Here is a 25,481-nt window from a genome sequence, read left to right on the forward strand (position 1 = left end):
GTCACGTCAGGGGGAAGCTCAGGAGAGGTCGGCGCAGGGGGTGACCGGCGCCGACCCCGTCGTTCCCAGGGGTTCCCACCGCACCTCGGCGAACTTGGCCTCGAACGCGCCGGTGGTGTGCACGAGGAACGGCACGTCGACGGCGGCCGTGTCCAGGCCCTTGCCCGCGAAGCAGCTCAACGGGATGCGCATCGTCGTCTTCTGCCCGACCGGCAGCCGCTGCAACGGTTTCGTGACGTTGAGCTGCGCCGCACACGGGTAACCGCAGTGGGCGGCGAGCGACACCTCGGCGGTGGGCGCCTTCACGACGACCACGTCGAAGGTCAGGGTGCCCGACTTCAGGTAGGACGTCGCGTCCAGCCGGCCCTGCGGGTTCTGCACGTAGAACTGCGCCGCGCCCTTGCCGGTCCACGTCACCTGCCGCCCGTCCTTCGAGCCGTTGACGTCGGCGGGGCGGACCGCGACCGCCTGCTGCGAGGCCTTGCCGTCCGCCGTCAGCGCGGTGCCCGCCCAGTTGGCCTCGGAGCCGACCATGCTGTGGAACGGCGCCACGTCCCGGCCGTCGTGCAGGAACCGGGGGCCGGAAGATGCCGGGGGAGCGCTGGTGCCGTTCGCCGCGGCCGGGGCCGGCGGTTCGCCGGAGTCCCCTCCCGAGGTCAGCACCACCGCCGCGGTGATGGCGCCGGCGGCCAGCACAGTCACGGCCGCTGCCGCGATCACCGCGGTGTTCCGCTTGCGCGCGGACCTGGTGGGCGGTGTAGTCGTGACGTTGCGACGCCGCACCGGGAGCTCGTCGACGGAGGCGACGGGCCGGATGCCGGGCATCGACGGGCCTGTGGGCAACGACGGGCCTGCGGGCGACGGGCCTGCGTACGGTGGCTGGCCTGCGGGCGATGACGCGCCCGCGGGCACCGACGGACCCGAGGGAGTCGGCAGGTTCGCGTGCACCGGCACGCCCACGGGAACCGGCCCGACCGCAGGAGCCTGCGGCCCCGCCGGGTGTCCGGGCACCGCGTGAGCAGGCACGGCGGACCGGTGAGCAGCGGCCGGCACGGCAGGGGAGCGCTGAAGCGCGTTGCGCGCCAGGGCAGCGGCGCCCAGGGCGACGGAGAGCTTGGGGTGCAGTCCGGCGCGGAGCGGTTTGCCGACGGCCTTGGACAGCGTGTCGGCCACCAGGGGGATCTGGGAGGACCCGCCGACGAGCAGCACGCTCGCGAGGTCGTCCGCGCGCAGACCGGCCGACGAGATCGTGCGGCGGAACGCGTCCGTCGTGAGCGCGAGCTGGGGTGCGATGGCACGTTCGAAGTCCGCGCGGGTCACGGTCACCTCGCGGGTGCCGTCGGGGAGGTCCAGCCGCAGCACGGTGTCCGTGGCCGCGGACAGCTCCTCCTTCGCGCTGCGGCACGCCTCCCGCACCGACAGCAGGACGCGGGCCTGCTCGGCGTCGGCCGCGTCGAGCCGGGTGATCTCGCCGTCCACGCGCTGGTCCACCAGCGCGAGGAGCGAGTCGTCGAAGTCGATGCCGCCCAGCCGTTCGACCCCCTCCGGGGTGCCGAGGATCTCCATGCCGTGCCGCCGCGCCTGCAGCACGGTGGCGTCGAAGGTGCCGCCGCCGAGGTCGTAGACACCGACGATCTCGCCCTCGCCGAGCCTGCGTTCCACCGAGTGGTGCATGGCAGCGGCTTCTGGTTCGGTGACGATGACGGCGTCCTGCACGCCCGCCAGCCGCGGCACCTCCGAGAAGTGCTCGCGGCGGTACGGCCCCCACACCGCGGGGCAGGTCAGCACGACCGACTCCGGTGGCCGTCCCCGCATCGCGGTCGCCAGCGAGACCGCGTCGCGCAGCTGCGCGGCCATCAGGAGCGCGGGGGACCGCACCACGTCGCAGATCTTCAACGGCGTCGGGTCGGCCAGCCGCCGCTTGTGGGAGTGGGAGGCCCGCAGCGGCTGCTTCCTCGACTCCCCGTCCGCGGCGTCACCGGTGATCAGCTCGCCGCCCTCGGTGGCGAACACGACGGAGGACACGACGACGTCGCGGCCGAGCGGGATGGCACGGGTGCCCGAGGCGTCCGACACCGCGGCGGCCGTGTAGGTCGTGCCGATGTCGACACCCAAACCGTAAGACATGCGAGTACTCCATGGTGTTTGCCGCACTGCGGTGACATCCCAGTCAACTGGAGATCGCGGCACCCAGCCGGAACTCGAACCGAACAGGCAGACATGTCTGCCTTCGACCGGCCCACGCGTCCCGGTGACCGCGGAGCCGGAGCGGTCTCAGCCGATGAGCGTCCGCGTTCGCACGGCAGCGGTGACGGACCTCGCCGGGCGCAGGCCGGGCGGAACCACCGCCATGAAGGCCGCCAGCACCGAGCTGGCGGACGGCAGCCGGCGGTCGTCGGCCTTCGGGCAGCGCACCCAGCTCCTGTCCTGGGCGGTCGCGGCGACGTGCACCACCGGCAGCTCGACCGTGCTGGGTGCCATCAGGTAGCGGACGCCACCGGGCATCTGGCACTGCCCGAGCACGGCACCGTCGGACTCGGCGAGCACCACCGCGGTCCTCCCGCGCCGGTCCAGCACAGTGGGAGGCATCTCGATCCCGCTGTGCTCCATGACCTTCCGCGCCCGCAGGAGAAGGGAAGCGGTGGTCTCGAACGCGACCAGTCCTCCGCCGAGCGACAACACGATCGACCTGCCGGCGACCGCCGTGTTCCAGAGCATGCGTTCGCGGTACCACCGCGCGCCGGCCTGCGCCGGCTCCGGCTTGGTGAGCACCATCGGCCACCTCCTCGCTGAGCACCCGTGAGCGGGTGCGGTTCCGAGGTTAGGAGCCAGTTCCGCTCCGGTGTGGGAACAGGTGCTCAGGGGCAGCGCGGTTCTCCCTTGCGGTCCACCGGCCGGTGTACTCGCCGACACCGTTTCGTGTGCGTTCAGGCAGAACCCGACCGCGGCCGGTGTGATCGGAATACAGTGGCCGACGGCTGATCCAGCCGTTGTACGCCGCGCCACGGTGTACCCGTCCCGGGTTCGTGCCAGCAGGCCGGGCCCGGGACGCAGCCGCCGGGTGTGGTGTCCAATTAGGACAGGTTTCGGCGACCGCCACTGCGATCGGTGAGAAGCGGGCGAACAATCGTCCACAATGGATAACAGGCGTCAGCGGCCGATCGTCATCGTCGGGCTGGCGGTGCCGTCCAGCACCGCGCTGAGCCCCGCTGACACCTCGGTCAACCAGGACACCGTCGGCTCGCAGGCGTTGCCGCACACCTCTCCCCGTTCGTCCGCCACCGCGGTGATGATGACGAGGACGAGCCGGATGCAGCCCAGCCAGGCTTCCGCTTCCGCGCGGGAAGCGAGGTGGACGACGCCGGTCGTGGACGACAGCGCGCACCCCATGAGGCGAGCGCGGGACGAGACGTCGCGCAGGCACGCGGCCGCTGAGAGGGAGTGGACCCAGTCGGGTTCCTGCCCTCCGATCTCGGCCAGGAGGATCGCGGTGGCCCTCACGTCGCTGTGCAGCGAGGGGTGCGGCCAGGCCCACCCGTCCGGTGTCGTGTCGAACAGGGCGAGGTGGTGGTCCAGCAACGAGACGAGCCCGTCGGCGTAGCTGCGCAGCACCTCGATCTCGTACCTGCTCAGCACTCCGACATAGGTGGAGTCGCCGCAACGGTCCCAGCTGATCATCGGGACTCCTCCGGGTCGTCGGGTGTTCACCAGGTCGAGTGAGGATGCTCGTCCGACGGCCGGAGGTTCTCGACTTCACCTGGGCTTTCGAGTCCGTTTGGGCATGAACTGTGCGCGAACACCCCTCCCCGGGCCGTGCGGGGGCCACGGTCGCGGACCGGGTGTGATCAGGTGCCGTTTCGGGCGGAACGACCTCGTCGGGGCGTGTCACCGTGGGAGGGGCCCGCCCGAGGAGCTCGGAAGGCCGTCCGGACAACGGAGTTCGATGACCGCGACCTGCTGCGCGGCGAAGGTGGGGATGATGTTCTGGCCGCCTCTCCAGGGCGACCGCGGGGGTTCCGCGTTGGTCGTGAGCGTCGACGCGCACGTCACGTCGTTGGTGGCGGACTCGCTGGACGCGGTGGACGTGCGGGTGGTGCACCCGGCGCCCGGCTTCGAGTCGCTGCGCCGCCTGGTCCTCGACGAACCGCCGGGAAGGCTCGCCCTGGTCGACCTGGCGGCCACCGGACGGCGGGGCGCACACCTGATCAGGGCGCTGCGCACGCTGGGGTGGAGCAGCGTGCTGGCGGTGGTGCCGCAGCACGACGAACAGGCGCACGCGGCGGTTCTCGACGCGGGCGTGGACGGTGTGCTGGTCCGGCCGGACACCCACCCTGCGCGGGGTGGCTGGGCCGGCCGGGTCCTGTCGGGGGACCTGTGCCCCGGCGACCTGACGGCGCGCGAGGTCGAGGTCATCCGGCTGGTGGCGGCGGGCTGCACCAACAGCGGGGCCGCGAGGCAGCTCGGACTGTCCCCCATGACGGTCAAGTCCCACCTGGAACGCATCGGGAGGAAGCTCGGCACGGGCGACCGGGCGGCGATGGTCCTGCAGGCCCTGCGCCGGGGGCTCATCTGGTGACGTGACGACACCGGGAACGGCCCGCTGTCACCTGCTGTCGAGCCACGCCTGCGTCTGCAGCGAGCGGAGGGCGTCGTGCCACGGGTGGTTCGGGTTGTTCTCCACCAGCTCCAGCTTCTCCCGCATCTTGCCGAGCACCGCCGGTTCCTCGTCGTCGTCGAAGAAGTCGCCCTGCAGCAACCGGACGAGGTCGAGCCGGTGCTCCGGATCGCGGATGTACGAGCTGAACAGCACGTTGAGCCGGTAGTAGAGCACGATGAAGTTGCGCCACCACTGGGTCGCGTTGCGGCTCTTGCGCTCGAACTCCGCGAACGCGGCCTTGGAGAACCCGGTCGGAGCGGCGGCGATGATGCTGCTCGCCGCGAGCCGTGCGCTGCTGAGCGCGATGCCCACGCCGCTGGAGAAGATCGGGTCGACGAACCGGGCCGCGTCACCGACCAGCACCCACCCGTCGCCGCACAGCTCGCGCATCGAGTAGCTGTAGTCGCCCTCCGCCTTGAACGGGCGCAGCCGCCGTGCCGAGCGGAGTGCCTGCGCCAGCGGCGGGCGCGTGCCCACCCACTCGTCGAAGAACTTCTCCAGGTCGGCGCTCGCGCCGCGCAGGCGCGACTTCTCGGTGACGACGCCGACGCTGGTGACGGTGTCGGAGATGGGGATCTGCCACATCCACGAACCGGCGAACGGCAGGAAGTGGATGATCGTGTAGTCACCGATGCCGGTGGTGCCGCTCGCGGCCTCCCGGTCCAGGCCCTCGAACCAGCTGTGCACGGCGTACTGGTTGAACGCCGGGTCGGGCACCTTGAGCTTCAGCTGGCGGCCGAGCAACGTGCCGCGTCCGCTCGCGTCGACCACCATCGGCGCGCGCACCTCCGACGTGACCCCGTTGTGCCGGTACACCACCCGCTTGGTCTCGCCGTCGAGGTCCACCCGCAGCACCCTGGCCTGCTGGCGCACGACCGCGCCCAGCTCGGCGGCGTGCTCCAGCAGGATCGTGTCGAACCTGGCCCGGTCGACGTGGTAGGTGTAGTCGAACGCCACACCCGTCTGCTCGCGTTCCGCGAACCGGAACTCGACCTGCGGGATGCTGAAGCGGGCCCGCCGGCGCCGTTGCACGCCGTCCGGCAGCGGGAGGTCGTCCGCGGAGGCCGTCCAGGCGGCGCCGTACTTGCGGGCGAAACCGGCCTTGTCGATCTTGTCCAGCACACCGATCTCGTCCAGTGCCACCGTGGACCTCGGCACCAGGGACTCACCCACGTGCTCGCGCGGGAACGAGTCGCCTTCCAGCACGATGCAGCGCATGCCCGCCATCGCCAGGTAGGACGCGGTGGTGGAGCCCGCGGGACCGCCACCGATGATGCACACGTCGTAGACATCCGTTGTCACGGTTGGAGCCTCTCTGAACGGTTGTCCTGCTCGCTCAACGCACGGCGGTCCACCTTGCCGTTGGTCGTCCTGGGCAACCGGCTGGCAGTGCGCACGAGGTCGGGAACGAGGTGGGGAGCGAGCCGCGCCGCCAGGAAGCGCTTGACCTCGCCTGCGCGCAGTGGCTGCCCGGAGCGGGTGCTGACCCACGCGACCAGTCGTGCCAGGTGCCCGGAGCCGGTGACGGTCACCGCGGCCTCGAGGACGTCCGGGTGGGTGTGCAGCACCGCCTCGACCTCACCCGGTTCCACCCGGTAGCCGCGGACCTTCACCATGCCGTCGCGCCGCCCGAGGTACAGGAACCCGCCTTCTGGCAGCCTGCGCACGACGTCACCGGTGGCGTACGGGCCCTTCAACGGCTCATGGCCGAGGTAGCCGGTCATCAGCGTGGGACCGGAGACCACGAGCTCGCCCTCCTCCCCTGGCGCCGCGATGGTGCCGTCCTCGCGCACGGCCCAGATCTCGTCGCCCGCCGCGGCCGTGCCGATCGGGACCGGTTCCGACCGGTCGGCCGGGATGTCCCCGACGCGGTGGCTGGCGCAGACGTTCGTCTCGGTGGGGCCGTAGAAGTTGTGGAGGGCCGCCGACGGCAGGCGTTCGCGCAGGACCCTGAGGTGGGCGACGGGGAACACCTCTCCCGCGAACACCACGGCGCGCAGCGGCAGCCGGGGCACGTCGAGCAGGTGGCCGAACTCCATCATCATCGTCAGCGCGGACGGCACCGAGTACCAGACGGTGATGGCGTGGTCCACGACGAACCGCACGAGGTCCCGCGGGAGCGACAGCTCGGGGACGAGGTGGACCGACGCGCCCGACCGGAACGCCGCGTAGAGGTCGAACACGGAGAGGTCGAACTGCAGCGGCGCGTGGTTGGACAGGCGGTCCGACGGGGTCACCTCCAGCTCGGCGGCCGCCCAGGTGACGAACGCGGAGGCCGCGGAGTGGCTGACGCACACCCCTTTGGGCGTGCCGGTCGAGCCGGACGTGTAGAGCACGTACGCGAGGTCCGCGTCGGGCGAACGCTCCACCGCCGGCCGCGCTGCGGGTCTGGCCGCCCACCCGCTGAGGTCGTCCTCGGCGACCAGCGCGGGCAGGGGTGGCAGCGCGGAGATCCGGCTTCCGGTCGTCACCACGGCGGCGGGCCCGCAGTCGGCGATCAGCGCGGCCACCCGTGCCGGGGGAGCGCTCGGGTCCACCGGGACGTAGGCCGCGCCCAGCCGCAGGACGGCCTGGGTGACCGCGACGGCGAACACCGACTTCGGCACCCACAGCACCACCCTGTCACCCGCCGCCACACCGAGCGATGCCAGCTCGCGTGCGAGCACGTCGGCTCGCACGTCCAGCTCGCGGTAGGTCAGGTCGCCGTCCGGCCCGCACACCGCCAACGCCTCCGGTGTGGCCTTCGCGAAGCCGGAGACGTGCTGTTCGAGCCTCATGACCGCAGCTGCGCCGCGATGATGTCGCGGTGGATCTCGGAGGTGCCGGAGAACATGACCGCGGGAACGGCGTCGGCTATCGCCTGGTCGACTCCTGACCCGGCCATGACGCCCATCGCGCCGTGCAGGTGCACCGCGTCGAGTGCGTTGAGCTTCGCGGCCTCGCTCACCGCCAGCTTCGCGAGGGAGACGTCGAGCGGGGTGGCCTGTCCCCGGTCCCGGCGCCAGCACGCGCGGTACAGCAGCAACCGCGCGCCCTCCAGCCGGAGCTTCATGTCCGCGAGCCGGTGCGCGACGGCCTGGTGCCGCGCGAGCGGACGGCGGAACTGGCGGCGCTCACCGGTGTGCGCGACGGTCGCGGCGAGCTGCCGGTCCATCGCGCCCACGTAGGCGGCGAACAGGCACGTGCGTTCCCAGTCCATCGAACCGGTGAAGATCGCCCGCCCGTCGCCCTCCTCGCCCAGCCGGTTCTCCACCGGCACCACGACGTCGTCGAAGTAGACCGGTGCGAGCGGGGACGAGGCCAGCCCGGTCTTCGGGAGGGGAGCCCCGACCGTGACGCCGGGGGTGTCGCGGGGGACCACGAACGCGCTGATGCCGAGGTAGCCGCTGCTCGGGTCGGTGCTCGCGTACACGACGAACACGTCCGCGAGAGGTGCGTTCGTCACGTAGTTCTTCGTGCCGTTGAGCAGGTAGCGGTCGCCGTCGCGGACAGCGGTCGACCGCATCGCGTACACGTCCGAACCCGCCTCGGACTCGGTGATCGCGTTCGCCGCGACCCACTCGCCCGAGACGAGCCGCGGCAGCACCTCGTCGCACAGCGCCTGCGTTCCGTGCTCGGCGATCGGCATCCCGCACGCGAACGTGTGCGCACACGCCGAGAACACGAACCCCAGGTCGGCATGACCCCTGGCGAAGGCCTCGACGGCGGTGCAGGTGCTCACGGAGTCCAGCCCGAGACCTCCCCACCGTTCAGGAACGCTCAGGCCCAGCAGGCCGAACTCCGCGCAGCGCCGCCACTTCCGCCTGCTGAACCACGGGTCGCCGGAACGGTCGTGCTCGTCGGGTGCGTTGAGCGCCAGGCCGAGCTCGTGGCTGCGCCGGGCGAGCAACGACTGGTCCGGGTCCGGTGCGAAGTCCATGGGCTCCTCGGCCAGGTGAACGGGTGCCGGCAGGTCAGGCGGGCAGCCTGTCCGCCACGATCAGGACGTACTGCAGGACGTTCGACCGGTAGCCGTCGAGGAACGCCTTCTCGACGCCGGTGCTGTGCTCGGACCGGGTGCGCAGCTCCCAGTAGGGGATCGTGTCGGCGTTGAGGACGCTGACGCGGCTGGGCGAGAAACCGGCCGCGGACAGCGCGGCCAGGTACTCGCTGCGCTTGTGCATGCGGGTGCCGTAGTGCGCGTCCACCGCCTCGCAGGCCTCGCTCGTCGGTGCGAGCGTGTCGTTGACGCAGTAGGTGACGCACGCGTACCGCCCGCCGGGCTTGAGCACCCGCGCGAACTCGCTGAACGCGTCGGCCAGCTCGACGTACATCGTCGTCTCGTTGGTGAGGATGCGGTCGAAGTGGCCGTCCGGGAACGCCGTGCGCGTCATGTTCTGCAGGTGGAAGCTCACCTCGTCGGTGCAGCCGTGCCTGGCCGCGAGCTTCGTCGCGAAGTCCACCTGGTACTGCGAGAGCGTGATGCCGTCCGCCCGGCAGCCGAACCTGAGGTGTGCGCTGAACGAACCCCCGCCCCGGCCCGACCCCGCGTCGAGCAACCGCTCGTCCGCGGTCATGGGACCCAGGGCGTCGAGCACGACGTCCATCTGCGCGCACTCCAGGCGGTGCAGCTCGCGGATGATCGCGGCCTCCCGGTCGGGCGCGGTCAGCACGGCGGGGTCGTACTCGCCGAGGCCGTAGTGGTGGTGGACCAGCCCGTCCTCCTCGCCGAGGAGGAGGTTGATGGGGTCGTTCTGCTTCTCGTTCCAGTAACCGGCCACCCACTTCTCGTAGTCGCTGACGATGGCCGCCGGCTCCTCGTCGGGAGCCTGTGCGTGATCGGCGGGCGCGTGGGTGCGGATGAGTTCTCCCATGGCGTGAATGGTCTTCCAGTCCGAGTGCGGCCAACGGCTGAGTGACACGGCGAAGGTCTGCTCAACGTGAACGAGCAGCTCCTCCACGTTGAGCGAGTCGATCAGGCGGTGCTCCAGCAGCGGCGTGTGCTCGTCGAACTCGACGTGCTCGCCTTCGAGGAGGACCTCGGCCACGAAGTCCTTGATCGCGCGTTCCACATCGTCCACTGCGGACCCCCGGGGTTCGGTGCTGATGGGACACATGGTCATCCTCGTCCGGTGGGTCGGCGGGACCGGTTGACCGGAAGGGCAGCCAACTCTGCCCTGGACGACGACCGCGGTGGCGGTGAAGATCTGCGGGTGGGTGTGGAAGAGGATCGCGACGTGTGGCGGGAGCTCCGCCGGACCTGTCCGGTGCGCGAGGAGACCAGCCAGGGCGGGGTGCCGTTCCGGTCGTTCTACCGCCATGCGGACTGCCAGACGATCCTGCGTGATCCCGTTCTGTTCAGCTCCACCTCGGGCACCCTGCTCACCTCGGTGGGCACACCCGACCCGCTCGGTGGGCACACGTTGGCGACGACCGACCCGCCGCGGCACGCCGCCCTGCGCAGACCGTCCACACGCGCGCTGGGTCCGGTGGCCGTGCGGGCGCACGCCGACGGCATCGACCGCGGTGTGCGGGAACTGCTGCAACCGGTGCTCGCCGGAGGTGTCCACGACCTGGCCGTCGTCCTGCGCCGGCTGCCGATGGTCGCCGCCGGGCCGATGCTCGGCCTGCCGGAGAAGTCGTGGGAGATGGCGGTGTCCGCCTCGACCGCGACCATCGCGCCGCACGACCCGCTGCACGCCGACGGCGACGGGACCGAGACGGTGCTGCGGGCGAGCACCCGGTTGTTCGGTGCCATCAGGGAAGCGCTGACCACGTCGCTGACGATGCCGCACACGTTGCCGGGGACGTTGTCGGAGGTCTCGGTCGAAGGGTCCGCCCTCACCCGCCGCCAGGTCATGGCGAACGTCCACAGCGCACTGATCGGGGGCACCACCGCCACGCTGAGCACGGCGCTGCACCTCCTGCTGCACCTCGCGCGGACACCGGAGCTGTGGCGGGAGGTGGTCGAGGACCGCTCGCTGGTGCCGGGACTGGTGGACGAGGCAGCGCGCTGGAGCACCCCGGCACGTCAGCTGGTCCGCCGGGTCACCGCTGACGCGGAGCTGGCCGGTGCGCACCTGCGCGCGGGGGACTGGGTCGTCGCCTGGCTCGCGTCGGCGAACCAGGACGAGACCGTGTTCGCCGACCCGGACCGGTTCGACCCCCGGCGCGCACCGAACCCGCACCTGGCGTTCGGGCTCGGTCCGCACTTCTGCGTCGGCGCGGCGGCCGGTCGCACCCTGCTCGCCGCACTGGTGGGCGAACTGGCCGACAGCGGTGTCCGGTTCGAGCTCGCCGGTCCGCCCCGCCACCTCGTGTCCACTGTGGTCAACGGGATCACGGGCCTGCCGATGAGGTTCAGCCGATGAGCACGACGTGCGCCGACCTCGCCGACGCCGCCGTGCGCGGGCTGTGCCGGGCCAGCGGTCTCACCGACCTCGCCGACCGGGCAGCAGCCGACGTGCGGCTCATGGGCGAGTCGTGGGGACACCGCTCACCCGGCACGCCGCCCGCCTGGTCGACGCTCACCGCGGACAGCACACCGCTGGAGCTTTCCGTCGTGCTCGGCGACCGGCCGCTCGGGCTGCGCGCCTCGGTCGAGGCGCAGGCCGAACCCGGAAGCCCGCTGTCCTACTGGGAGAGCGCCCTCCGGCTCAGCGAGCGCCTGTCCTCCGTCCACGGCCTCGACCTGCGCAGGCTGCGGCAGATCGAGCACCTGGTGGCGCCACGGCCGGCCGACCGTCCGCCGATGGCGGCCTTCCACACCCTGGGGTGGGTGCGGGGCAGGCCACCGGAGGGCAAGATCCACCTGTGGCTGGCCGGTGGCGGCCGGTCGGCCACGGCCGAGCGCACCGACGCGGTGCTCACCGCCCTGGGGTTCCCCGGTCAGTGGAAGGTCGTCGCGGACGTGATGGACGACGACGACACCGTGTCCTACCTGTGCCTCGACCTCGCCGCGGGACCGTCGGCGAGGACGAAGCTCTACGTGCAGCACCGCGGGGCCCTCACACCGGACCGGCTCGCCCGCTGGGACCGGCTCGGGCCGTCGGCCGAGCTGGACGACGGCCCCACGATGACCCGGATCGCGGCCAGGGCCTGGGAACGGTCGGCCTGGCGGCAGGACGTGCCGTCGCGCACCCGCCTCGAATGGCGCTCCAACCACCGCCGTTTCTGGTCGTACGGGACGTACGTCTCGTTCCTGCCGGGGCGCGCCCGCCCGATCGAGTCCGTCATGCACCAGTTCGGGCTCACCCCGCGCAGCCGCTCGGACGCCGAGGCGCAGTGGATGGTCCGGGAGGTGCTCGACGCCTACGACGTGTCACCGGAAAGCCGTGCGGCCTACGAGCGGTGCGCCCAGTTCTTCCTGGGCGGTGACGCGAGCGGCGAGATGTACGCGCACTCCTTCCTCAGCGCACAGCGTTCCGCCGACGGTCCGGCGCGCGTCGCGGTGTACTTCAACCCCCGCATGTTCTTCCGGCGCCACGGTCTGTCCAACGGCGACCTCGCGCTGGCAGAACGGTTCCACGGGGGCGGCGGAGCCGGCCGTGGCGATCGCTGAACGAACGGGCACGCTCCGGGTCGACGGCGCGGACATCAGCTTCACCGTCCGCGGTGGTGGTCCGCCGGTCCTGGTGCTGCCCAGTGGCGGCAGTGACGCGCACAGCGCCGCCCCGCTGGCGGTCCGGCTCGCCGCAACGCACTCCGTGCTGACGTACGACCGGCGCGGGCAGAGCCGCACCTCGGTCGCCGACCCGCTGCGCCCGGTGCCGATCGAGCAGCACGCCGAGGACGTGGCGGCGCTGGCCGCGCACGTCTACGGGGACACCCCGGTCGCGGTGTTCGGGTGCAGCACCGGCGCGGTCATCGGTCTGGAGCTGGCGCGGCAGCGACCGGAGCGGGTGAGCGTGCTCGTCGCCCACGAACCCCCGCTGCGGTGTCTCGCCAACGCGGCGGAACGCGTCGAGTTCGACGCGCTGCACGACGAGGTTCGGCGGGTCCACGGGAAGTCGGGCTGGCGCAGGGCAGCGAGGCTGCTGCACGTCGGCTTCGGCGCGGAGGCGCGCGACCCGCTCGACCGGGAGCCGGACGTCGGCTGGGAACCGCCCAGCAGGCGGACGATCGCCAACATCGACTCGTTCCTCGCCGTCGAGGCGGGCATGACGTGGGCCTACCGGATCGGCGAGGAGGGCTGGGCCGCCCTGCGGTCCGGCACGGCGAGGGTGCGGCCGGCGGTCGGAACGGTGAGCTCGGCGTTCCTGCGCCGCACCACGGTCAGACTGGCCGACGTGCTCGGGGAGGACCTCGCCGTCCTGCCCGGCGGCCACGAGGGGTTCCTGACCCATCCCGCAGGGGTCGCCTCGGCGGTGCGCGCGCTGGTGACCGCGCCGGACGACCGCGTCAGCACGCCACTCCCACGGTGATGACCCCGCACGACGGGTCACGGCTGATCTCCGGCAGGGGCATGCGCAGGCCGGGATCGCGCACTCCGTACAGCCCACCGGGGTAGCGGTTGCGGATGAATGGCAGTCCCGCGCCGTCGGCGCCGAGGTGTGCGGCGTAAGTGCGGACGGCCATGGCGACGCCGGGGTGGTGCAGCGTCCGCAGTGGACGGTCGGACGTCAGGTCCGGGAGGACCGTGCGGAACTCGGCCGCCATCATCCGGCACACCGCCGGGTTGCGCGTGACCGTGGCGACGGCGCTCGCCCCGGTGGTGTCCACGAACTCGCGGAAGCACCGCGTTCCCAGCCCTCCCCGCTGGTGAGCAGGTGCGATCGCCCGGCCCTCGACGACCCACAGCCCCTGCTCCCGTCCGGGGACGTCCAGCCGGTCGAACAGGCCGAAGCCCACGATCTCGCCGTCGACCCGCAGGATCTGCGCGAGCGCCGCCTTGGCGAACCGGTCGGCGACCTGGTGCCTCATCACGGTTTCGGGCTGGGCGAAAGCGCCGGCGCCGATGCCCGCCAGCACCTCGGCGTGGCGGCGGAAGAACGCCGCGGGATCGTCCGGCCACTCGATCCGGAGGTCTTCCACCGAGCTGGTCATGAGGGGCTTCCAACCGGTGCGGGCGTGCCCGAGCCGAACCGGCTCTGGCACGCCCGCGGACAGGGCGGTCAGGGAGAACTACCGGGGCTGGACCCAGAGACCGACCTGCCTGGAGTTGGCGTAGCCCTGGTACCTGCACGTGTCGTACCAGCGACCCTGGGCGACACCCTGCTTGCAGGCCTTGACCGCCGCGTTGTGGCTGGGGTAAACGCCTGCGAACGACGCGGCGTGCGCGGCCGGGGCGACCACCACGAGCGACGCGCACGTGAGTGCGGCGCCGGCGATCAGCTTCTTCACCATGCTGTTCCTCTCGAAAAGTCCATGAGCGTGCCCAGGGTGGGGCGATGTGTCGCACAGCCTGACGAACGGACGTGGTGGTGCCAAGGGAAAGCCGACGACAAGGGCATTGGGCGCACACTTGATTTCCTTTACGCCCACGGGTAATGGCGCGTACCGGTCCTCGTCCCGGACGGTGGAACGCGTACTTCCGCCGTTGCCGCACAGCAGGTTTCGATGGCTCCACCGGCGACGACGGGAGGGCGCGACCAGCCGGCACACCAGGCGTTCCGCCGGTCGGGACATCTCCGTCATCGGGCCAAGAAGGCGATTGACCATGTGCGCACAAAGCATTTCCCCTCTGTCCGGGTGTCGGTGCGTCGGTGTTCCGCTCACCGCGAACCCGCCCGACGGACTCCGGACCGCCTGATGACGACCGCGTGGGAGCGACCGCTCGGGCTCGACGTCCTGTGCCTGCCGATGCCCGGCGAGCCGCTGGCCGAGCCGGACCCCGTCCTCGAAGCCGGTCCGGTGGCGCCGGAGTTGTCCGCGCCCGTCGCGAGGGTGGCGGCCGACGACGCGGATCGGGCGTTCTACCGCTGGATGATCGGCCACCACGTGACGTTCGGCGTGTGGCGCATGCTCGCGGACCTGCTCGCCGACGCGGGACGAACCGGCGGCCTGTCCGAGGCCGGCACGGCGCGAGCGGCGTGGTGGTACGACTGCTACAGCGCGCTGCTGCTCTACGCGGGCAGCTGCACCCCGGAGGTCTACGCCCGGTCCATCCGCCCGCGGATGGCCGCGAAGCACCCGGCCTTCAGCGGCCTGTGGGCCCGCGACCACGAGCGGGTGGCCAGCCTGCTCGGCACGCTGAGCGTGCCCCGCGACGGCGTGCTCAAGCGAGCGCTCAAGCGCAACCGCCTCGTGCACATGACCGTGGCGCAGATGCTGGTGCCCGGGGGAGCCTCGCTGTTCAAGGGCCACGGAGGCCGCGCGGGCAACGACATCACGGACGCCGAACGCGACCTGTTCGACGAGTTCTTCCTGGTGCACCGCGGAGTGGTCACGCAAGCCAGCTTCACCGCCGCGATGCTGACGCGGCTGAACGCGATCCGGGACGACCTCGCCGCCGACCCGGTCGACGCGCGGGCCGAGGTGTTCGCCCTCCTGCCCACCGACCTCCCCGGCATGGTCGACGAGCTGATCGCCGTCGTCGCCGAGCCCCTGCTCGCCGAGGCACCCGTCGGGGCCGCACTGCCGTGACCGTCCCCGCTGTCCTCGTGAAAGCGGAATCGAGCTGACCGACTCGGTCAGCTCGATTCTCGTGCCCCGCTCAAACCGTCCTGGTCACCTCATCGTCGGTACCCGGCGGGCAGTTTCCGCGCGATGGTCAGCCCGTCGGCCAGCGGCAGCATGACCGCCTGCACCCGGTCGTCGGCCCGCACGTGCTCGTTGAACGCGCGGATCGCGGCGGCGTTGCCCTCGGAGTGGGCGCTGGTCGCCTCACCCGCGTACAGCACGTTGTCGGCGATGATCAGCCCGTTGTCGACGACCCGCGGCAGCAGCTGCTCCCAGTACCCGATGTAGCCGACCTTGTCCGCGTCGATGAACACGAGGTCCACGGCCGGCTCCGGGGGCAGCCGGTCCAGCAGGTCGGCCGCCGGGCCGATGTGCTGGCGGATGCGGTCGGCGAACCCGGCCTCCTGCCACGCCCGGCGCGCGGTCGGCGCCCACCGGTCGGTGATGTCGTAGGTGTCGATGGTGCCGTCCGCCGGCATGCCCCTGGCGAAGGCGAGCGCGGAGTAGCCGGTGAACGTGCCGACCTCGACGATCCGGCGCGCCCCGCTCGCAGCGGCGAGCAGGGTGAACAGCACCGCCTGCTCGTGGGCGATCTGCATCTCGGCGACCTGGCCGAGGGCGGTCGTGGCGTCGATCAGCCACCGCTGCACCGGCACCGGTTGCTCGGTGCAGGCGAGGACGTAGTCGAGGATCTCGGGGGTCAACCGGATCCGCTTGTCCACCTGGGTCGTGCCGTTCAGGGTCACGCTCATGCCAGACCTCCTCGGTCGGTGCGGCGGCTCAGAGGCCCTGGTTCCACGCGGCGGCCGTGACGTCCCCGGAACCCCCGGGGTCGCAGGGCTCGGCCATCCCGGCGCCGGCGACGTGGGCGTCCACGACGTCGGCGGCCAGGCGCACGTCGGCGTCCAGCGGCCGGTCCTGCTCGATCGGCGGGATCGCCTCGGCCAGCCGGTCGGCGAGACCGGTGCAGTACGGCGCGGTCGGCCGGTCGGCGCGCAGGTGCACCGCCTGCCGCAGCGCGACCGCCAGTCCGCCCTGCAGGTGCCGCAGCAACCGCGCGGTCTCCCACGCGTTCTGCGCCGCCTGCGTGCCGAACGGGACGATGTCCTGGTTGTGCAGGTTGGTCGGGAGGCTCTGCACGCTCGCGGGCACCGCCTGCCGGCGCATGGCCGCCACGATCGCCGTCGACGCCAGCTGCACGCCCTGGACCCCGTGGTGCACACCGGGACGCGGTGACAGCATCGGCGGGAGCCCGGTGTTCCGGTTGGGGTCGACGAGCAGGTCCAGCTGCCGCTCTGCGAGGTTGCCGACCTGCACCGCGACCGTGGTGAGCAGGTCGCTCACGAACGAGCAGGGCTGGCCGAAGAAGTTGCCGCCGTGCGCGACGGCCTCGTCGTCCACGAAGAACAGCGGGTTGTCGCTGACCCCGTTGAGGTCGTCGTGCACCACCCCGCCCGCGTACCGGTGCGCCGACGTCGCGGCGCCGAGGAGCTGCGGGGTGCACCGGACGCTGTAGGGCTCCTGCAAGGGCCGCAGGCCGGTCGGACGGGTGCCGTCGAGCATCGCGGTCATCCGCGCACCGACCTCACCGGCGGCGGCGTGGCCGAACGCGGCGAGCAGCCGGTGGTCGAGGAACGCGGTGGTGCTGCCGAGCACGTCCGCCAGCAGCGCGCTCAACGCGGCGGCGGTGTGCAGCGACCGGCCGATCGACCGCCACGCGAGACCCGCGGTGGCCGCGGTCAGCGAGGTGCCGTTGACCAGCGCGAGCGCGTCGCGCCCGTCGAGTTCCAGCGGCGTGAGGCCCGCCGCCCGCAGCGCCTCGGCCGCCGGCAACCGCACACCGTCCACATAGGCGTGACCGGTGCCGCGCAGCGCTTGGGCGACGTAGGCGAGCGGGACGAGGTCGCCGCTCGCGCCGACCGACCCGTAGGTCGGCACCGCCGGGGTGAACGTCGTGCGCAGCATCGCGGTCAGACCGTCCACAACGGAGGGTGTGACACCGGACCTGGCCCTCGTGAGCGACGCCAGCCGAGCCAGGACCGTCGCCCGCACCACGGGGACCGGCAGGTCGGCGCCCTGTCCCGCGGTGAGGTGCTGCAGGGTGTTGTCGCACTGTCCGGCCGCGGTGTCCCGGCCGGCGTAGGTCACCAGCGGACCGAAACCCGTTGTGGCGCCGTACACCTCGTGGCCGTCGGCGACGACCGTGTCGACGAACCGGCGGCAGCGTTCGAGCTCGGCGCGGGCGGTCTCGGACAACCCGACGTGGAGCACCCCGGCCGCCCGCTCCAGCATGGCCGCGTCGAGCCGGCCCGGCAGGGTGACGTCGTGGGTGACGATGTCGTGAACCGTCGACATGCGGGCTCCAGTGGGTGGTGGTGGGCCGGGTGAACGGGTGCACCAGCGGCTCGTGCGTGGTCACCGGTGCGCGCCTGCCGCGTCTTCGACGTCCACCGGCTGATTGTGTGTCGGTGGACGCGTGCTGTCTGCCGCTCGTTCCAAGCGCTGGAACGTCGTTCGCACAGGCCGGCAGCGCAACCGGTTCGGCAGGCCGGTGCGCCGGCTCTGCTGCATCCGGGTGACAGCCGGCCCTGGTCCCTCCACGTGCGAGCGACAATTGCGGAACTCCACAGCAGTGTTCTGCTCGGCTCTGCCCCTACTGTCGGGAGCGTCCTACCGGGCCGCGTTCCGCAGCGGCGGGGTTCCTCGGCGTGGCGCGTGCGAGCGGCAGGAGAAGACATGACGGCATATGGGCAGTGGTCGACCAACCTCGCCGAGTCGGTCTGGCAGGACGCCACGTCCCGGCGCACAGCGCTCATCGAGCACAGCAGCGGACGCTCCTACCGGTACCCGGAGCTGAAGCAGGCCGCTGAACGGTTCGCCGCCGCGCTGCGGTCCCGGTTTCGCGGCCCGGACGAGGTCGTTGCGCTCGTGTGCGACAACACGGCCGAGTTCGTCGTGGCCTACCACGGCACCCTGCTGGCCGGTGGCGTCGTGCTCCCGCTCGAACCGCTGGGCACCCCGGACGAGTGGCAGCCGGTGCTGGAGCGGTGCCGTGCCGCCCACGTGGTCGCCTCGGCGAAGGCGTGGCGGCAGCTGTCCGCGCTCCCGGCCGCCGCGTCGGTGCGCACCGTGATCGTGCTCGACGAAATCCCTTCCGGCGACAGGACGACCGGCTGGCAGGAGTGGCTGGACGGGCCGGCCGTCGCCGCGCCCGCAGCCACCGGGGACGGACGACCGGCGCTGCTCGCCACGTCGAGCGGGTCCCTCGGGCTCCCGAAGCAGATCGTGCTCACGCACCGCAACCTGGTGTCGAACCTGGACCAGATCGACGCGGTGCACCGGCTCACCGCCGACGACGTCGTGCTCGCCACGACACCGTTCCGGCACATCTACGGCATGCAGATGGCGATGAACCCGACGCTCCGCGCCGGCGGCACGCTCGTCACGGTCCGCACCCCGTTCGACGTCGACGATCTCCTGGAGGTCATCGAGACGCAGAAGGTCACCGTCGCGTACCTGGTGCCGAGCACCCTCGCGGAGCTCGCCCGGCGCGGTGACACCGGCGACCGCGACACGGGCAGCCTGCGCCTGGTCTACTCCGGCGGCGCTCCGCTCCCCGCGAACGTCGCGCGGAGCTGTGCCCTCATGCTCGGCGTACCGGTGGTGCAGGGCTACGGCATGACGGAGGCCGGGTGCACCTTCGCCCCGCCCGACGGCACCCCGTCCGTGCCGACCTCGATCGGCAAGGCGTTGCCCGGCACCGAGATCCGGCTGGTGGACCCGGCGACCGGAGCGGACGGCGAGACCGGGGAGATCTGGGTCCGCGGCCCGCAGGTGTCACCGGGCTTCCTGGACGAGGACGGCACCGTGCACGGCCTCGCCGACGACGAACACTGGCTGCACACGGGGGACATCGCCCGGCGCGACCGGGACGGGCACGTCACGATCATCGGCCGGATCAAGCAGCTCATCAAGTACAAGGGCCACCAGATCGCACCGGCCGAGCTGGAGTCCGTGCTGCTCAGCCACCCCGCCGTCGCCGACGCCGTGGTGGTCGGGGCACCGGACGAGGTCGCGGGCGAGATCCCGGTCGCGTTCGTCGTGCTGAGCGAGCCGGTGGAGCTGTCCGAGGTGACCGGCTTCGTGGCGGGCCGGGTCGCGCCGTACAAGAAGATCCGGTCGATCACCGCGGTCGACCGGATTCCGCGCTCCGCCATGGGCAAGGCGCTCGTGCACCGGTTGACCGACGTCCCTGCCGGAGGAACGCGATGAGACCGGGGGTGCTGGTCACGGGCGGAGCCACGGGTTTCGGTCGCGTCTTCGCGGAGGAGATGTGCCGCGCCGGAGCGACGGTCGTCATCACCGGCCGGGACTCCGGGGCGCTGCGGCAGGCCCGCGACGAGCTGCCCGGCGTCTGCGCGGTGACCATGGACAGCACCGACCGGGCTTCGGTGGAGGCGGCGGTGACCGCCGCGGAAGCCGCGTCCGGACCGCTCGACGCGCTGGTGCACGTCGTCGACGTGGCCGGCCCGGCCGGTCCGGCCTGGGAGGTCGACCAGGACGACTGGTGGCGGGCGGTTGAAGTCGCCTTGCGCGGCACGGCGGTGACGACCGCGGCGGTGCTCGCGCGCATGGTGCCGCGCAAGCACGGCCGGATCGTCACCGTCGTGAGCCACGCGACCGGAGCCCGTGCGACCGCCTGCTCGGTGGCGAAGGCCGCGGTGGCCGGGCTGACGGAGGGACTGGCGGCGGAGACCCGCGAACACGGCGTCGCGGTGCTGAGCTACCACCCAGGACCGGTGGACCCCGGTGTCACCGGTCCGGCGGCTGCCGAGGCGGCCGCCGTGCTGCGCCGGATCGTCGAGGGCACGGCGGACCACCGGTCAGGCGAGCACCTGACCGCCGAGGACCCGCTGGTGCGCACCGCGTGGGAACCGATGCCGCTCAGCTGGTAGCGGGACCCGGACCTCACCGGGTTCCGCTCGGCCGTAGCGCTCCTCCACCGCTTCCAAGAGGTCCACCTCGTTGCCCGTGGCATCGACGGCGACCGTGCCGGGGTCGTTGAAGAACAGGGATCTCGACCGCCAGGAGTCTCCGGCGACCACCAGCTTCTCCAGCGAGTACAGACCGGCCATCGTGAACGAGAGCCCGGGGTGGAGGCGGGCGAGGTCTCGCTGGACCGACTCGGCCGCGGCGTGGCCGCACCGCTCGGAGGCGCTGTCGACCACCAAGCCCAGGCCGGGGGAGATCCCCTCGACGGACAGCGAGGCCCGCAGCTTCTCGATCGTGTAACCGGCGTGGCCGAGCTCGTGGAACGTGCGCGGGCTCCACACCGTTCTGAGCAGCTGCCACACGTGATCTCCGCCGGCGTCCATGACGGTCACGCAGTTTGCGAGCTCGAGAACGCCGCCCGTGGCGACCACCGACCGCACGTGCTCGGCGAGGTCGTCGAACGCGGTCGCCAGCCGGACCGTGAGGCTGCGCCGAGGCCCCGTGCCGGGACGGTGGAGCTCGTCGGTCATCAGCTGCGCAACGCGCTGCCTGCGCGTGTCCACCTCGTCGAACCACCCGAGAGCCAGCTCAGCGCCGACCATGCCGTGCCTCAGCGCATCGGCGAGGAAGAGGTAGTACTGGGCCCGCGGGAGGTCGAGCAGCACCGAGACCGGAGTCGATGCCGGCAGACCTGCCAGGACCCCGCGGACCAACGCCGTCTGCCGCAGGCTCGACTCGTACTCGTAGAGCGAAAGCCGGTCGTCGACACGCAGGCTGACGATCTTCTCCCTCAGCGGTTGCGCGTTCGATCGCAGCAGGCCCACGTCGCGTCCTGCCGCGTCGAGGACCTGCAGCCGCCGGTTGCTGAACAGGCACACACCGGAAACGACGTCGATGCGCTCGGCGCCGTCGAACAGGCGGTTCCGCACGGCTTTGACGTGGACCGCGAAGACGTTGCCGCCCACCTCGACCTGCGGGTGGACGACGCTGGAGCCGTGGCCGAAAACCTCGACGTAGGCGTCAGAACGCACCGCGACGCCCTCGACCCCCAGCAGCTCGACGAGCTCCCGGACCTTGCCGGAGGCACGCCGGACCTTGCCGGAGGCACGCCGGAGCGGTGTGCTGCCGGTGCCGGCGGCGTTCGTGGTGTGGAACAGACCGGGTGCACCCGGCACCCCGGTGATCTCGGCATGAGCGGACGGCTGGTGCCACCGCAGTCGTGGCGGGCGGTTCTCCGGGGAGAGGTCGATCAGGCCGACGTGGCTCATCGGCGTCCCGCCGGTCTTGGCCGGCGGACGACCACGTGGAGGACGACCGCGTTCGGCCGCGTCACCCGCCGGGAGCGATCATGACCACCTGGTGGTCGCCCGGCCGTCCGCTGAGGGCGTCCATCATCGCCGTGACCGGCCCGTCGGCCAGCGGCACGACGTCGGTGATGATCTGGTCGACCGGGACGCTGCCGCCCGCGAGGAGGCCCAGTGCCGCCTCGAACGCGCCCCTGTTCTGGGCGAAGCTGCCCACGATCCGGATCTCCTTGGTGATGAGGGCGACCGAGTCCAGTTCGGTGGGCCGCTCGTTCACCCCGAGCGCGACGACCGTTCCCCGTGTCCGCACGCGCCGGGCCGACTCCGCGAGCGCGGTCACCGAACCCACGCACTCGAACACCACGTCCGCGGCCGCCATCGGCTCGTCGACGTCCACCGCGGTGATCCCGGTGGCGGCCAGGCGTGCGCGCCGCACGGCGCTCGGTTCCACCACCCACACGTCCTCGACTCCGCGCAGCCGCAGCACGTGCGCCAGCAGGAAGCCGACCGTGCCGCCGCCGAGGACCGTGACGGTGTCCGTCGCCGACACCCCGGAGCGGTCGACGGCGTGGACCGCGCAGGACAGCGGTTCGGTCAGGGCGGCGTGTTGCAGCGGAACGCCGTCCGGTACCGCGTAGACCGTGTGCTCGGGGACCACGATGCTCTCGGCGTAGCCGCCGGGACGGGTGCCCAGGCCGAGGGAGCTCAGGTGCCACGGCTGCACCGCGCACAGGTGGTTGTCGCCCGTGCGGCAGACGTCGCAGTCCCCGCAGCCCGCCTTCGGCCACACCACCACGGCCTGTCCCGCCGCCAGCCGCTGCCCGCCCGGTGCGGCGACGTGGCCGGAGATCTCGTGCCCGAGCACGGCCCCGGCGGGGACGACGTGCGGCATGGCCCGCAGGTGCAGGTCGGAGCCGCAGATGGCGCAGAACGCCACGTCCACGCGCACCCAGCCGGGTGCCGGCTCGCGGTCCTGGACCTCCGCGAGGCTCAGCCCGCGCTCCTCGGTGACGACCAGCGCCCTCATTCTTCCACCACAGCTTTCTCGTCGGCGAGGAACGCCCGGATCCGCTCGACCAGGACGTCGGGTTGCTCCTCGGCGGGGAAGTGCCCGCAGGAGTCGATCTGGGCCCCCTCGACGCTGGTGGCGTAGTCGCGCCACAGGTCGAGCACGGGCATGCTCCCCACGAGTCCCTGGGCGCCCCACGCCAGCCGCACGGGCATCGTCAGGCGACGACCCGCCTCCGCGTCGGCGTCGTCGGCTTCTAGGTCCTCGTGGCGGGCGGCGCGGTAGTCGTCGAAGCTCGCGCGAAGCGCCCCCGGCTGGGCGTAGGTCTCCGCGTAGTGGCGCAGGTCCGCCTCGGTGAACGCCTCGTGCCGGAACGCCCCGGCCGCCAGCATGAACCGCACGTACTCCCCGCCCTTCCCCTCGGTGAGGAACTCGGGGAGGTCGGGAACGAGGTGGAAGAGCCAGTGCCAGTACGCGGTCCCGACGCGTGCGTCCATGTGCCGCCACATCTCCCGCGTCGGCACGACGCTGAGCAACACCAGGCGGCTGATCTCGTCCGGCCGGTCCAGTGCCCACCGGTGGGCGACGCGCGCACCCCGGTCGTGGCCGACCACGACGGCCTGCTCGTGTCCCAGCTCGCGCATGAGCCCGCTCACGTCGGCCGCCATGGTCCGCTTGTCGTACCCGCTGCGCGGCCGGCTGGAGGCCCCGTAGCCGCGCAGGTCCGGCGCGACCACCTCGTGGTCCCGCGCGAGTGCGGGGAGGACGTGGCGCCAGGCGTGGCCGGTCTGCGGCCAGCCGTGCAGCAGGAGGACCAGCGGACCCTCTCCGGCGCGCCGCAGGCGGAACCGCAGCCCGCCCGCCGCACGCGTCTCCTCATGAACGCGCATCGCCACGGCGGTTCACCTTGCCCTGCACCGGGATCTGCACGCCCAGGGCCCGCGCGGAGGAGGTGAACTCCGCCAGGTAGCGGTCGTCGACCATGGGGGCGGTGACGAGCTCCGGCAGGGGTGCGAGCAGCTCGGCCAGGAGGTCGATCTTCTCCCCGTCGGGCGAGACGGCCCGGTGCGGCTCGCGCAGCCGGTGCGCGGCGAAGTCGGCGACCAGGTCGTCCATGACCTGTTGTGGCACCAGCGGTTCGGCGTCGTGCTCGGTCAGGACGAGGTCGAGCATGCGGGCGTGGACGAGCACGACGGCCTCGGCGTGCGTGAACGACCCGTCCGCGCGGCTGCGCCACGTCTCGGTCAGCGCCTTCTCGACCCGCTCCGGCAACGTCACCGGCGGGCGGGAGGCGAACCGGTCGGAGCTCAGCGCGCTGCGCGCCACCTGGTAGGCCATCACGGAGTTGTCGCCCGCGAAGGTCACGTTGACCTCGAAGTCGGTCCGCAGGGTGACGATCTGGTTGTGGCCGTGGAAACCCTGCGAGCCGCACATCTCCCGGCACGCGCCCAGGACCTCCAGGGCCAGCCAGGAACCGCACTTGCCCGTCGCGGTGAGGACGTGCATGTTCTTGCGGCCGGGGTCGGTGTGCCAGTCGCGTTCGACACCCCTGACGACGGCGCGTTCCAGCAGCCGCAGCGCGAGGCTGCGCAGCTGGACCTGGTACAGGCGGTCGCGGAACAGCGGCTCGTCCAGCAGGGTCCTGCGCCGGGGCGCGCCGCGGGTCTCGCGGTGACCGGCGAACCGCCAGGTGAGGTGGGTCGCGAGCTCGGCGGCCCGTGCCCCCGCGCTGAGCGGGAAGATGCGTTCCTGCACGAAGGTCTCGATCGACCTCACGAAACGGGTGCCGGCATCGGGCAGGGTGCTGGAGAAACGCCCGTCCTCGTCGATGCGCGAGTACCGCCCCATCAACGCTTCGCGGGGCAGCCGGACGCCGGTGAAGCGGGCACCGCCGACCTGGTTGGCCTGGATGCCGCCCTTCGGGTCGCAGGACAGGATCGTGATGCCCGGCAGGGCAGGGCCGTTCTCCTCGTCGCGCAGCGGGACGCGGAACCAGTGGTGGCCGACGTCCTCGCCGTCGATGACGAGGCGGGCCAGGACCATGCCGACGGTCGCGGCGTGCTTGATGTTCCCGATCCAGAACTTGCACGCGGCGTCCGAGGGGGTGTCGAGCGTGAAGCACTGCTCCGCGCGGTCCCACGTCACCGTCGTGCGGATCTCCCGCAGGTTGGTGCCGCCCCCGATCTCCGTGCAGCAGAAGGCGTAGACCTGGTGCATCTGCGTGATCTCGGCGTGGTAGCGGTCGACCTGCTCGGGAGAGCCGTGGTTGAACAGCGCACTGCCCGCGATGAGGTGGTCGGTGATGGTCGAGGTGAGCGCGAAGTCGAAAGCACCCGTCAGGCCCATCACGTCGCACATGGACCGGAACGCGTGCTCATCCGGCCGGCCCATCCACATGTCGTTGTCGACGAGGCCTTCCCGGAAGATCGCCTTCATCCGCTCGATGGTCAGGTCCATGTAGTCGCGCAGGGGCAGGTCGTCCCGCAGCCGCGGATCGAACAGGTCCTCCCGCAACAGGGCGCGCATCGTCTGCCGGCGGTCGGTTGAGGTGAGGAGCTGGTGCTCGTGAGGACCTGCTGTCGCGGTCATGTGGTCGAATCCTCTCGATCTGCGGGTACGCGCGGCACGACGGGCGGGTACCGGTGAGAAGTCTTCGGTCTGCGGCTGACCGATGAGCGGTGGAGCGTCCGAGGCGAAGCTAGCGGTGATCCGCGAGTTGATCACGCCCTCGTCCCACCGCCTGGTATGCCTCCGCTGTGACCTCGAAGTCGCGGGCGTACCGTCGTTCCACTGCCGACGAACGCGCCGTTCGCCGGCACTGCCGGTCCACAATGGATTCTTCAGCGTCGAGGAGCGTTCCATGACAGTCAACCGTCGCCGTCTTCTGCTGGGCAGTGCGGCTCTGCTGGCGGGCACCGCG

The 25,481-nt window shown here is 71.9% G+C and carries 23 protein-coding genes; 8 read left to right on the forward strand and 15 right to left on the reverse strand.

The window, feature by feature from the left end; translation table 11 throughout:
- Window positions 1–18: 18 nt before the first annotated feature.
- The 3 genes from AB0A63_RS10935 to AB0A63_RS10945 all read right to left on the reverse strand — a co-directional run bounded on the left by AB0A63_RS10935 (window position 19) and on the right by AB0A63_RS10945 (window position 3,678).
- Entirely contained in the window at window positions 19–2,127 is a 2,109-nt protein-coding gene (locus tag AB0A63_RS10935) for an Hsp70 family protein (RefSeq protein WP_360388258.1), read from the reverse strand.
- Window positions 2,128–2,274: 147 nt separating this feature from the next.
- Complete coding sequence (locus AB0A63_RS10940) at window positions 2,275–2,775, reverse strand: hypothetical protein (protein ID WP_360388261.1); 501 nt, start codon at window positions 2,773–2,775, stop codon at window positions 2,275–2,277.
- 375 nt (window positions 2,776–3,150) lie between these two features.
- Window positions 3,151–3,678 (reverse strand): hypothetical protein, encoded by a 528-nt coding sequence (locus tag AB0A63_RS10945; protein ID WP_360388264.1) that lies wholly within the window; start codon window positions 3,676–3,678, stop codon window positions 3,151–3,153.
- A 265-nt stretch (window positions 3,679–3,943) separates the two neighbouring features.
- Here AB0A63_RS10945 and AB0A63_RS10950 point away from each other — a divergent pair, with 265 nt between their 5' ends.
- Window positions 3,944–4,576, forward strand: coding sequence for a response regulator transcription factor (locus AB0A63_RS10950; protein ID WP_360388266.1), 633 nt, complete (start codon window positions 3,944–3,946; stop codon window positions 4,574–4,576).
- 27 nt (window positions 4,577–4,603) lie between these two features.
- Here the strand turns inward: AB0A63_RS10950 and AB0A63_RS10955 are convergent, their stop codons facing one another.
- From AB0A63_RS10955 to AB0A63_RS10970, 4 genes are read right to left on the reverse strand one after another with little or no spacing between them, the layout of a single operon-like run.
- Entirely contained in the window at window positions 4,604–5,959 is a 1,356-nt protein-coding gene (locus AB0A63_RS10955; RefSeq protein ID WP_360388268.1) for an NAD(P)/FAD-dependent oxidoreductase, read from the reverse strand.
- Window positions 5,956–7,434, reverse strand: a complete 1,479-nt coding sequence (locus tag AB0A63_RS10960; RefSeq protein ID WP_360388270.1) for an amino acid adenylation domain-containing protein — start codon at window positions 7,432–7,434, stop codon at window positions 5,956–5,958. The genes AB0A63_RS10955 and AB0A63_RS10960 overlap by 4 nt, the downstream gene beginning before the upstream one ends.
- On the reverse strand, window positions 7,431–8,576 hold the full coding sequence (locus tag AB0A63_RS10965) for an acyl-CoA dehydrogenase family protein (protein WP_360388273.1): 1,146 nt from the start codon (window positions 8,574–8,576) through the stop codon (window positions 7,431–7,433). The genes AB0A63_RS10960 and AB0A63_RS10965 overlap by 4 nt, the downstream gene beginning before the upstream one ends.
- Before the next feature lie 34 nt (window positions 8,577–8,610).
- Complete coding sequence (locus AB0A63_RS10970) at window positions 8,611–9,717, reverse strand: methyltransferase domain-containing protein (protein ID WP_360388275.1); 1,107 nt, start codon at window positions 9,715–9,717, stop codon at window positions 8,611–8,613.
- A gap of 138 nt (window positions 9,718–9,855) precedes the next feature.
- Here AB0A63_RS10970 and AB0A63_RS10975 point away from each other — a divergent pair, with 138 nt between their 5' ends.
- The 3 genes from AB0A63_RS10975 to AB0A63_RS10985 are packed head-to-tail and all read left to right on the forward strand — an operon-like array spanning window position 9,856 to window position 13,059.
- Window positions 9,856–11,007, forward strand: a complete 1,152-nt coding sequence (locus AB0A63_RS10975; protein ID WP_360388278.1) for a cytochrome P450 — start codon at window positions 9,856–9,858, stop codon at window positions 11,005–11,007.
- Window positions 11,004–12,197, forward strand: a complete 1,194-nt coding sequence (locus tag AB0A63_RS10980; RefSeq protein WP_360388281.1) for a hypothetical protein — start codon at window positions 11,004–11,006, stop codon at window positions 12,195–12,197. The genes AB0A63_RS10975 and AB0A63_RS10980 overlap by 4 nt, the downstream gene beginning before the upstream one ends.
- Entirely contained in the window at window positions 12,184–13,059 is an 876-nt protein-coding gene (locus AB0A63_RS10985) for an alpha/beta hydrolase (RefSeq protein WP_360388283.1), read from the forward strand. The genes AB0A63_RS10980 and AB0A63_RS10985 overlap by 14 nt, the downstream gene beginning before the upstream one ends.
- Here the strand turns inward: AB0A63_RS10985 and AB0A63_RS10990 are convergent.
- Window positions 13,037–13,681: a GNAT family N-acetyltransferase gene (locus AB0A63_RS10990; protein WP_360388286.1), complete on the reverse strand. Its 645-nt coding sequence runs from the start codon at window positions 13,679–13,681 to the stop codon at window positions 13,037–13,039. The genes AB0A63_RS10985 and AB0A63_RS10990 overlap by 23 nt on opposite strands.
- Before the next feature lie 78 nt (window positions 13,682–13,759).
- On the reverse strand, window positions 13,760–13,981 hold the full coding sequence (locus AB0A63_RS10995; protein WP_360388288.1) for a hypothetical protein: 222 nt from the start codon (window positions 13,979–13,981) through the stop codon (window positions 13,760–13,762).
- Between the two features lie 405 nt (window positions 13,982–14,386).
- Between AB0A63_RS10995 and AB0A63_RS11000 the strand changes: the two genes are divergently transcribed.
- The gene (locus AB0A63_RS11000) at window positions 14,387–15,220 is read left to right on the forward strand and encodes an L-tyrosine 3-hydroxylase (RefSeq protein ID WP_360388291.1); all 834 of its coding nucleotides are present in this window, start codon (window positions 14,387–14,389) and stop codon (window positions 15,218–15,220) included.
- A gap of 89 nt (window positions 15,221–15,309) precedes the next feature.
- Here the strand turns inward: AB0A63_RS11000 and AB0A63_RS11005 are convergent, their stop codons facing one another.
- Both AB0A63_RS11005 and AB0A63_RS11010 read right to left on the reverse strand, forming a co-directional pair.
- Complete coding sequence (locus tag AB0A63_RS11005; protein WP_360388294.1) at window positions 15,310–16,008, reverse strand: O-methyltransferase; 699 nt, start codon at window positions 16,006–16,008, stop codon at window positions 15,310–15,312.
- 28 nt (window positions 16,009–16,036) lie between these two features.
- Window positions 16,037–17,611: an aromatic amino acid ammonia-lyase gene (locus tag AB0A63_RS11010; protein WP_360388297.1), complete on the reverse strand. Its 1,575-nt coding sequence runs from the start codon at window positions 17,609–17,611 to the stop codon at window positions 16,037–16,039.
- Window positions 17,612–17,992: 381 nt separating this feature from the next.
- Between AB0A63_RS11010 and AB0A63_RS11015 the strand changes: the two genes are divergently transcribed.
- Window positions 17,993–19,528, forward strand: a complete 1,536-nt coding sequence (locus AB0A63_RS11015; protein WP_360388299.1) for an AMP-binding protein — start codon at window positions 17,993–17,995, stop codon at window positions 19,526–19,528.
- A complete protein-coding gene (locus AB0A63_RS11020; RefSeq protein WP_360388302.1) occupies window positions 19,525–20,211 on the forward strand; it encodes an SDR family oxidoreductase in 687 nt (228 codons plus the stop codon). The genes AB0A63_RS11015 and AB0A63_RS11020 overlap by 4 nt, the downstream gene beginning before the upstream one ends.
- Here AB0A63_RS11020 and AB0A63_RS11025 read toward each other — a convergent pair.
- From AB0A63_RS11025 to AB0A63_RS11040, 4 genes are all read right to left on the reverse strand, one after another.
- The gene (locus AB0A63_RS11025) at window positions 20,140–21,516 is read right to left on the reverse strand and encodes a hypothetical protein (protein WP_360388305.1); all 1,377 of its coding nucleotides are present in this window, start codon (window positions 21,514–21,516) and stop codon (window positions 20,140–20,142) included. The two genes, AB0A63_RS11020 and AB0A63_RS11025, sit on opposite strands and share 72 nt — an antisense overlap.
- A gap of 61 nt (window positions 21,517–21,577) precedes the next feature.
- Window positions 21,578–22,579 carry an alcohol dehydrogenase catalytic domain-containing protein gene (locus AB0A63_RS11030; protein ID WP_360388308.1) on the reverse strand — a complete coding sequence of 334 codons (1,002 nt, stop codon included), beginning with the start codon at window positions 22,577–22,579 and terminating at the stop codon, window positions 21,578–21,580.
- Complete coding sequence (locus tag AB0A63_RS11035; RefSeq protein ID WP_360388390.1) at window positions 22,576–23,451, reverse strand: alpha/beta hydrolase; 876 nt, start codon at window positions 23,449–23,451, stop codon at window positions 22,576–22,578. Before AB0A63_RS11035 ends, AB0A63_RS11030 begins: the two co-directional genes overlap by 4 nt.
- On the reverse strand, window positions 23,438–25,150 hold the full coding sequence (locus AB0A63_RS11040; RefSeq protein ID WP_360388311.1) for an acyl-CoA dehydrogenase family protein: 1,713 nt from the start codon (window positions 25,148–25,150) through the stop codon (window positions 23,438–23,440). Before AB0A63_RS11040 ends, AB0A63_RS11035 begins: the two co-directional genes overlap by 14 nt.
- Before the next feature lie 115 nt (window positions 25,151–25,265).
- Here AB0A63_RS11040 and AB0A63_RS11045 point away from each other — a divergent pair.
- Window positions 25,266–25,481, forward strand: a 216-nt coding sequence (locus AB0A63_RS11045; protein WP_360388314.1) for a hypothetical protein, incomplete at its 3' end; no start/stop codon positions are given.

Source organism: Lentzea sp. NPDC042327 (assembly GCF_040647275.1).
Classification (GTDB): domain Bacteria; phylum Actinomycetota; class Actinomycetes; order Mycobacteriales; family Pseudonocardiaceae; genus Lentzea.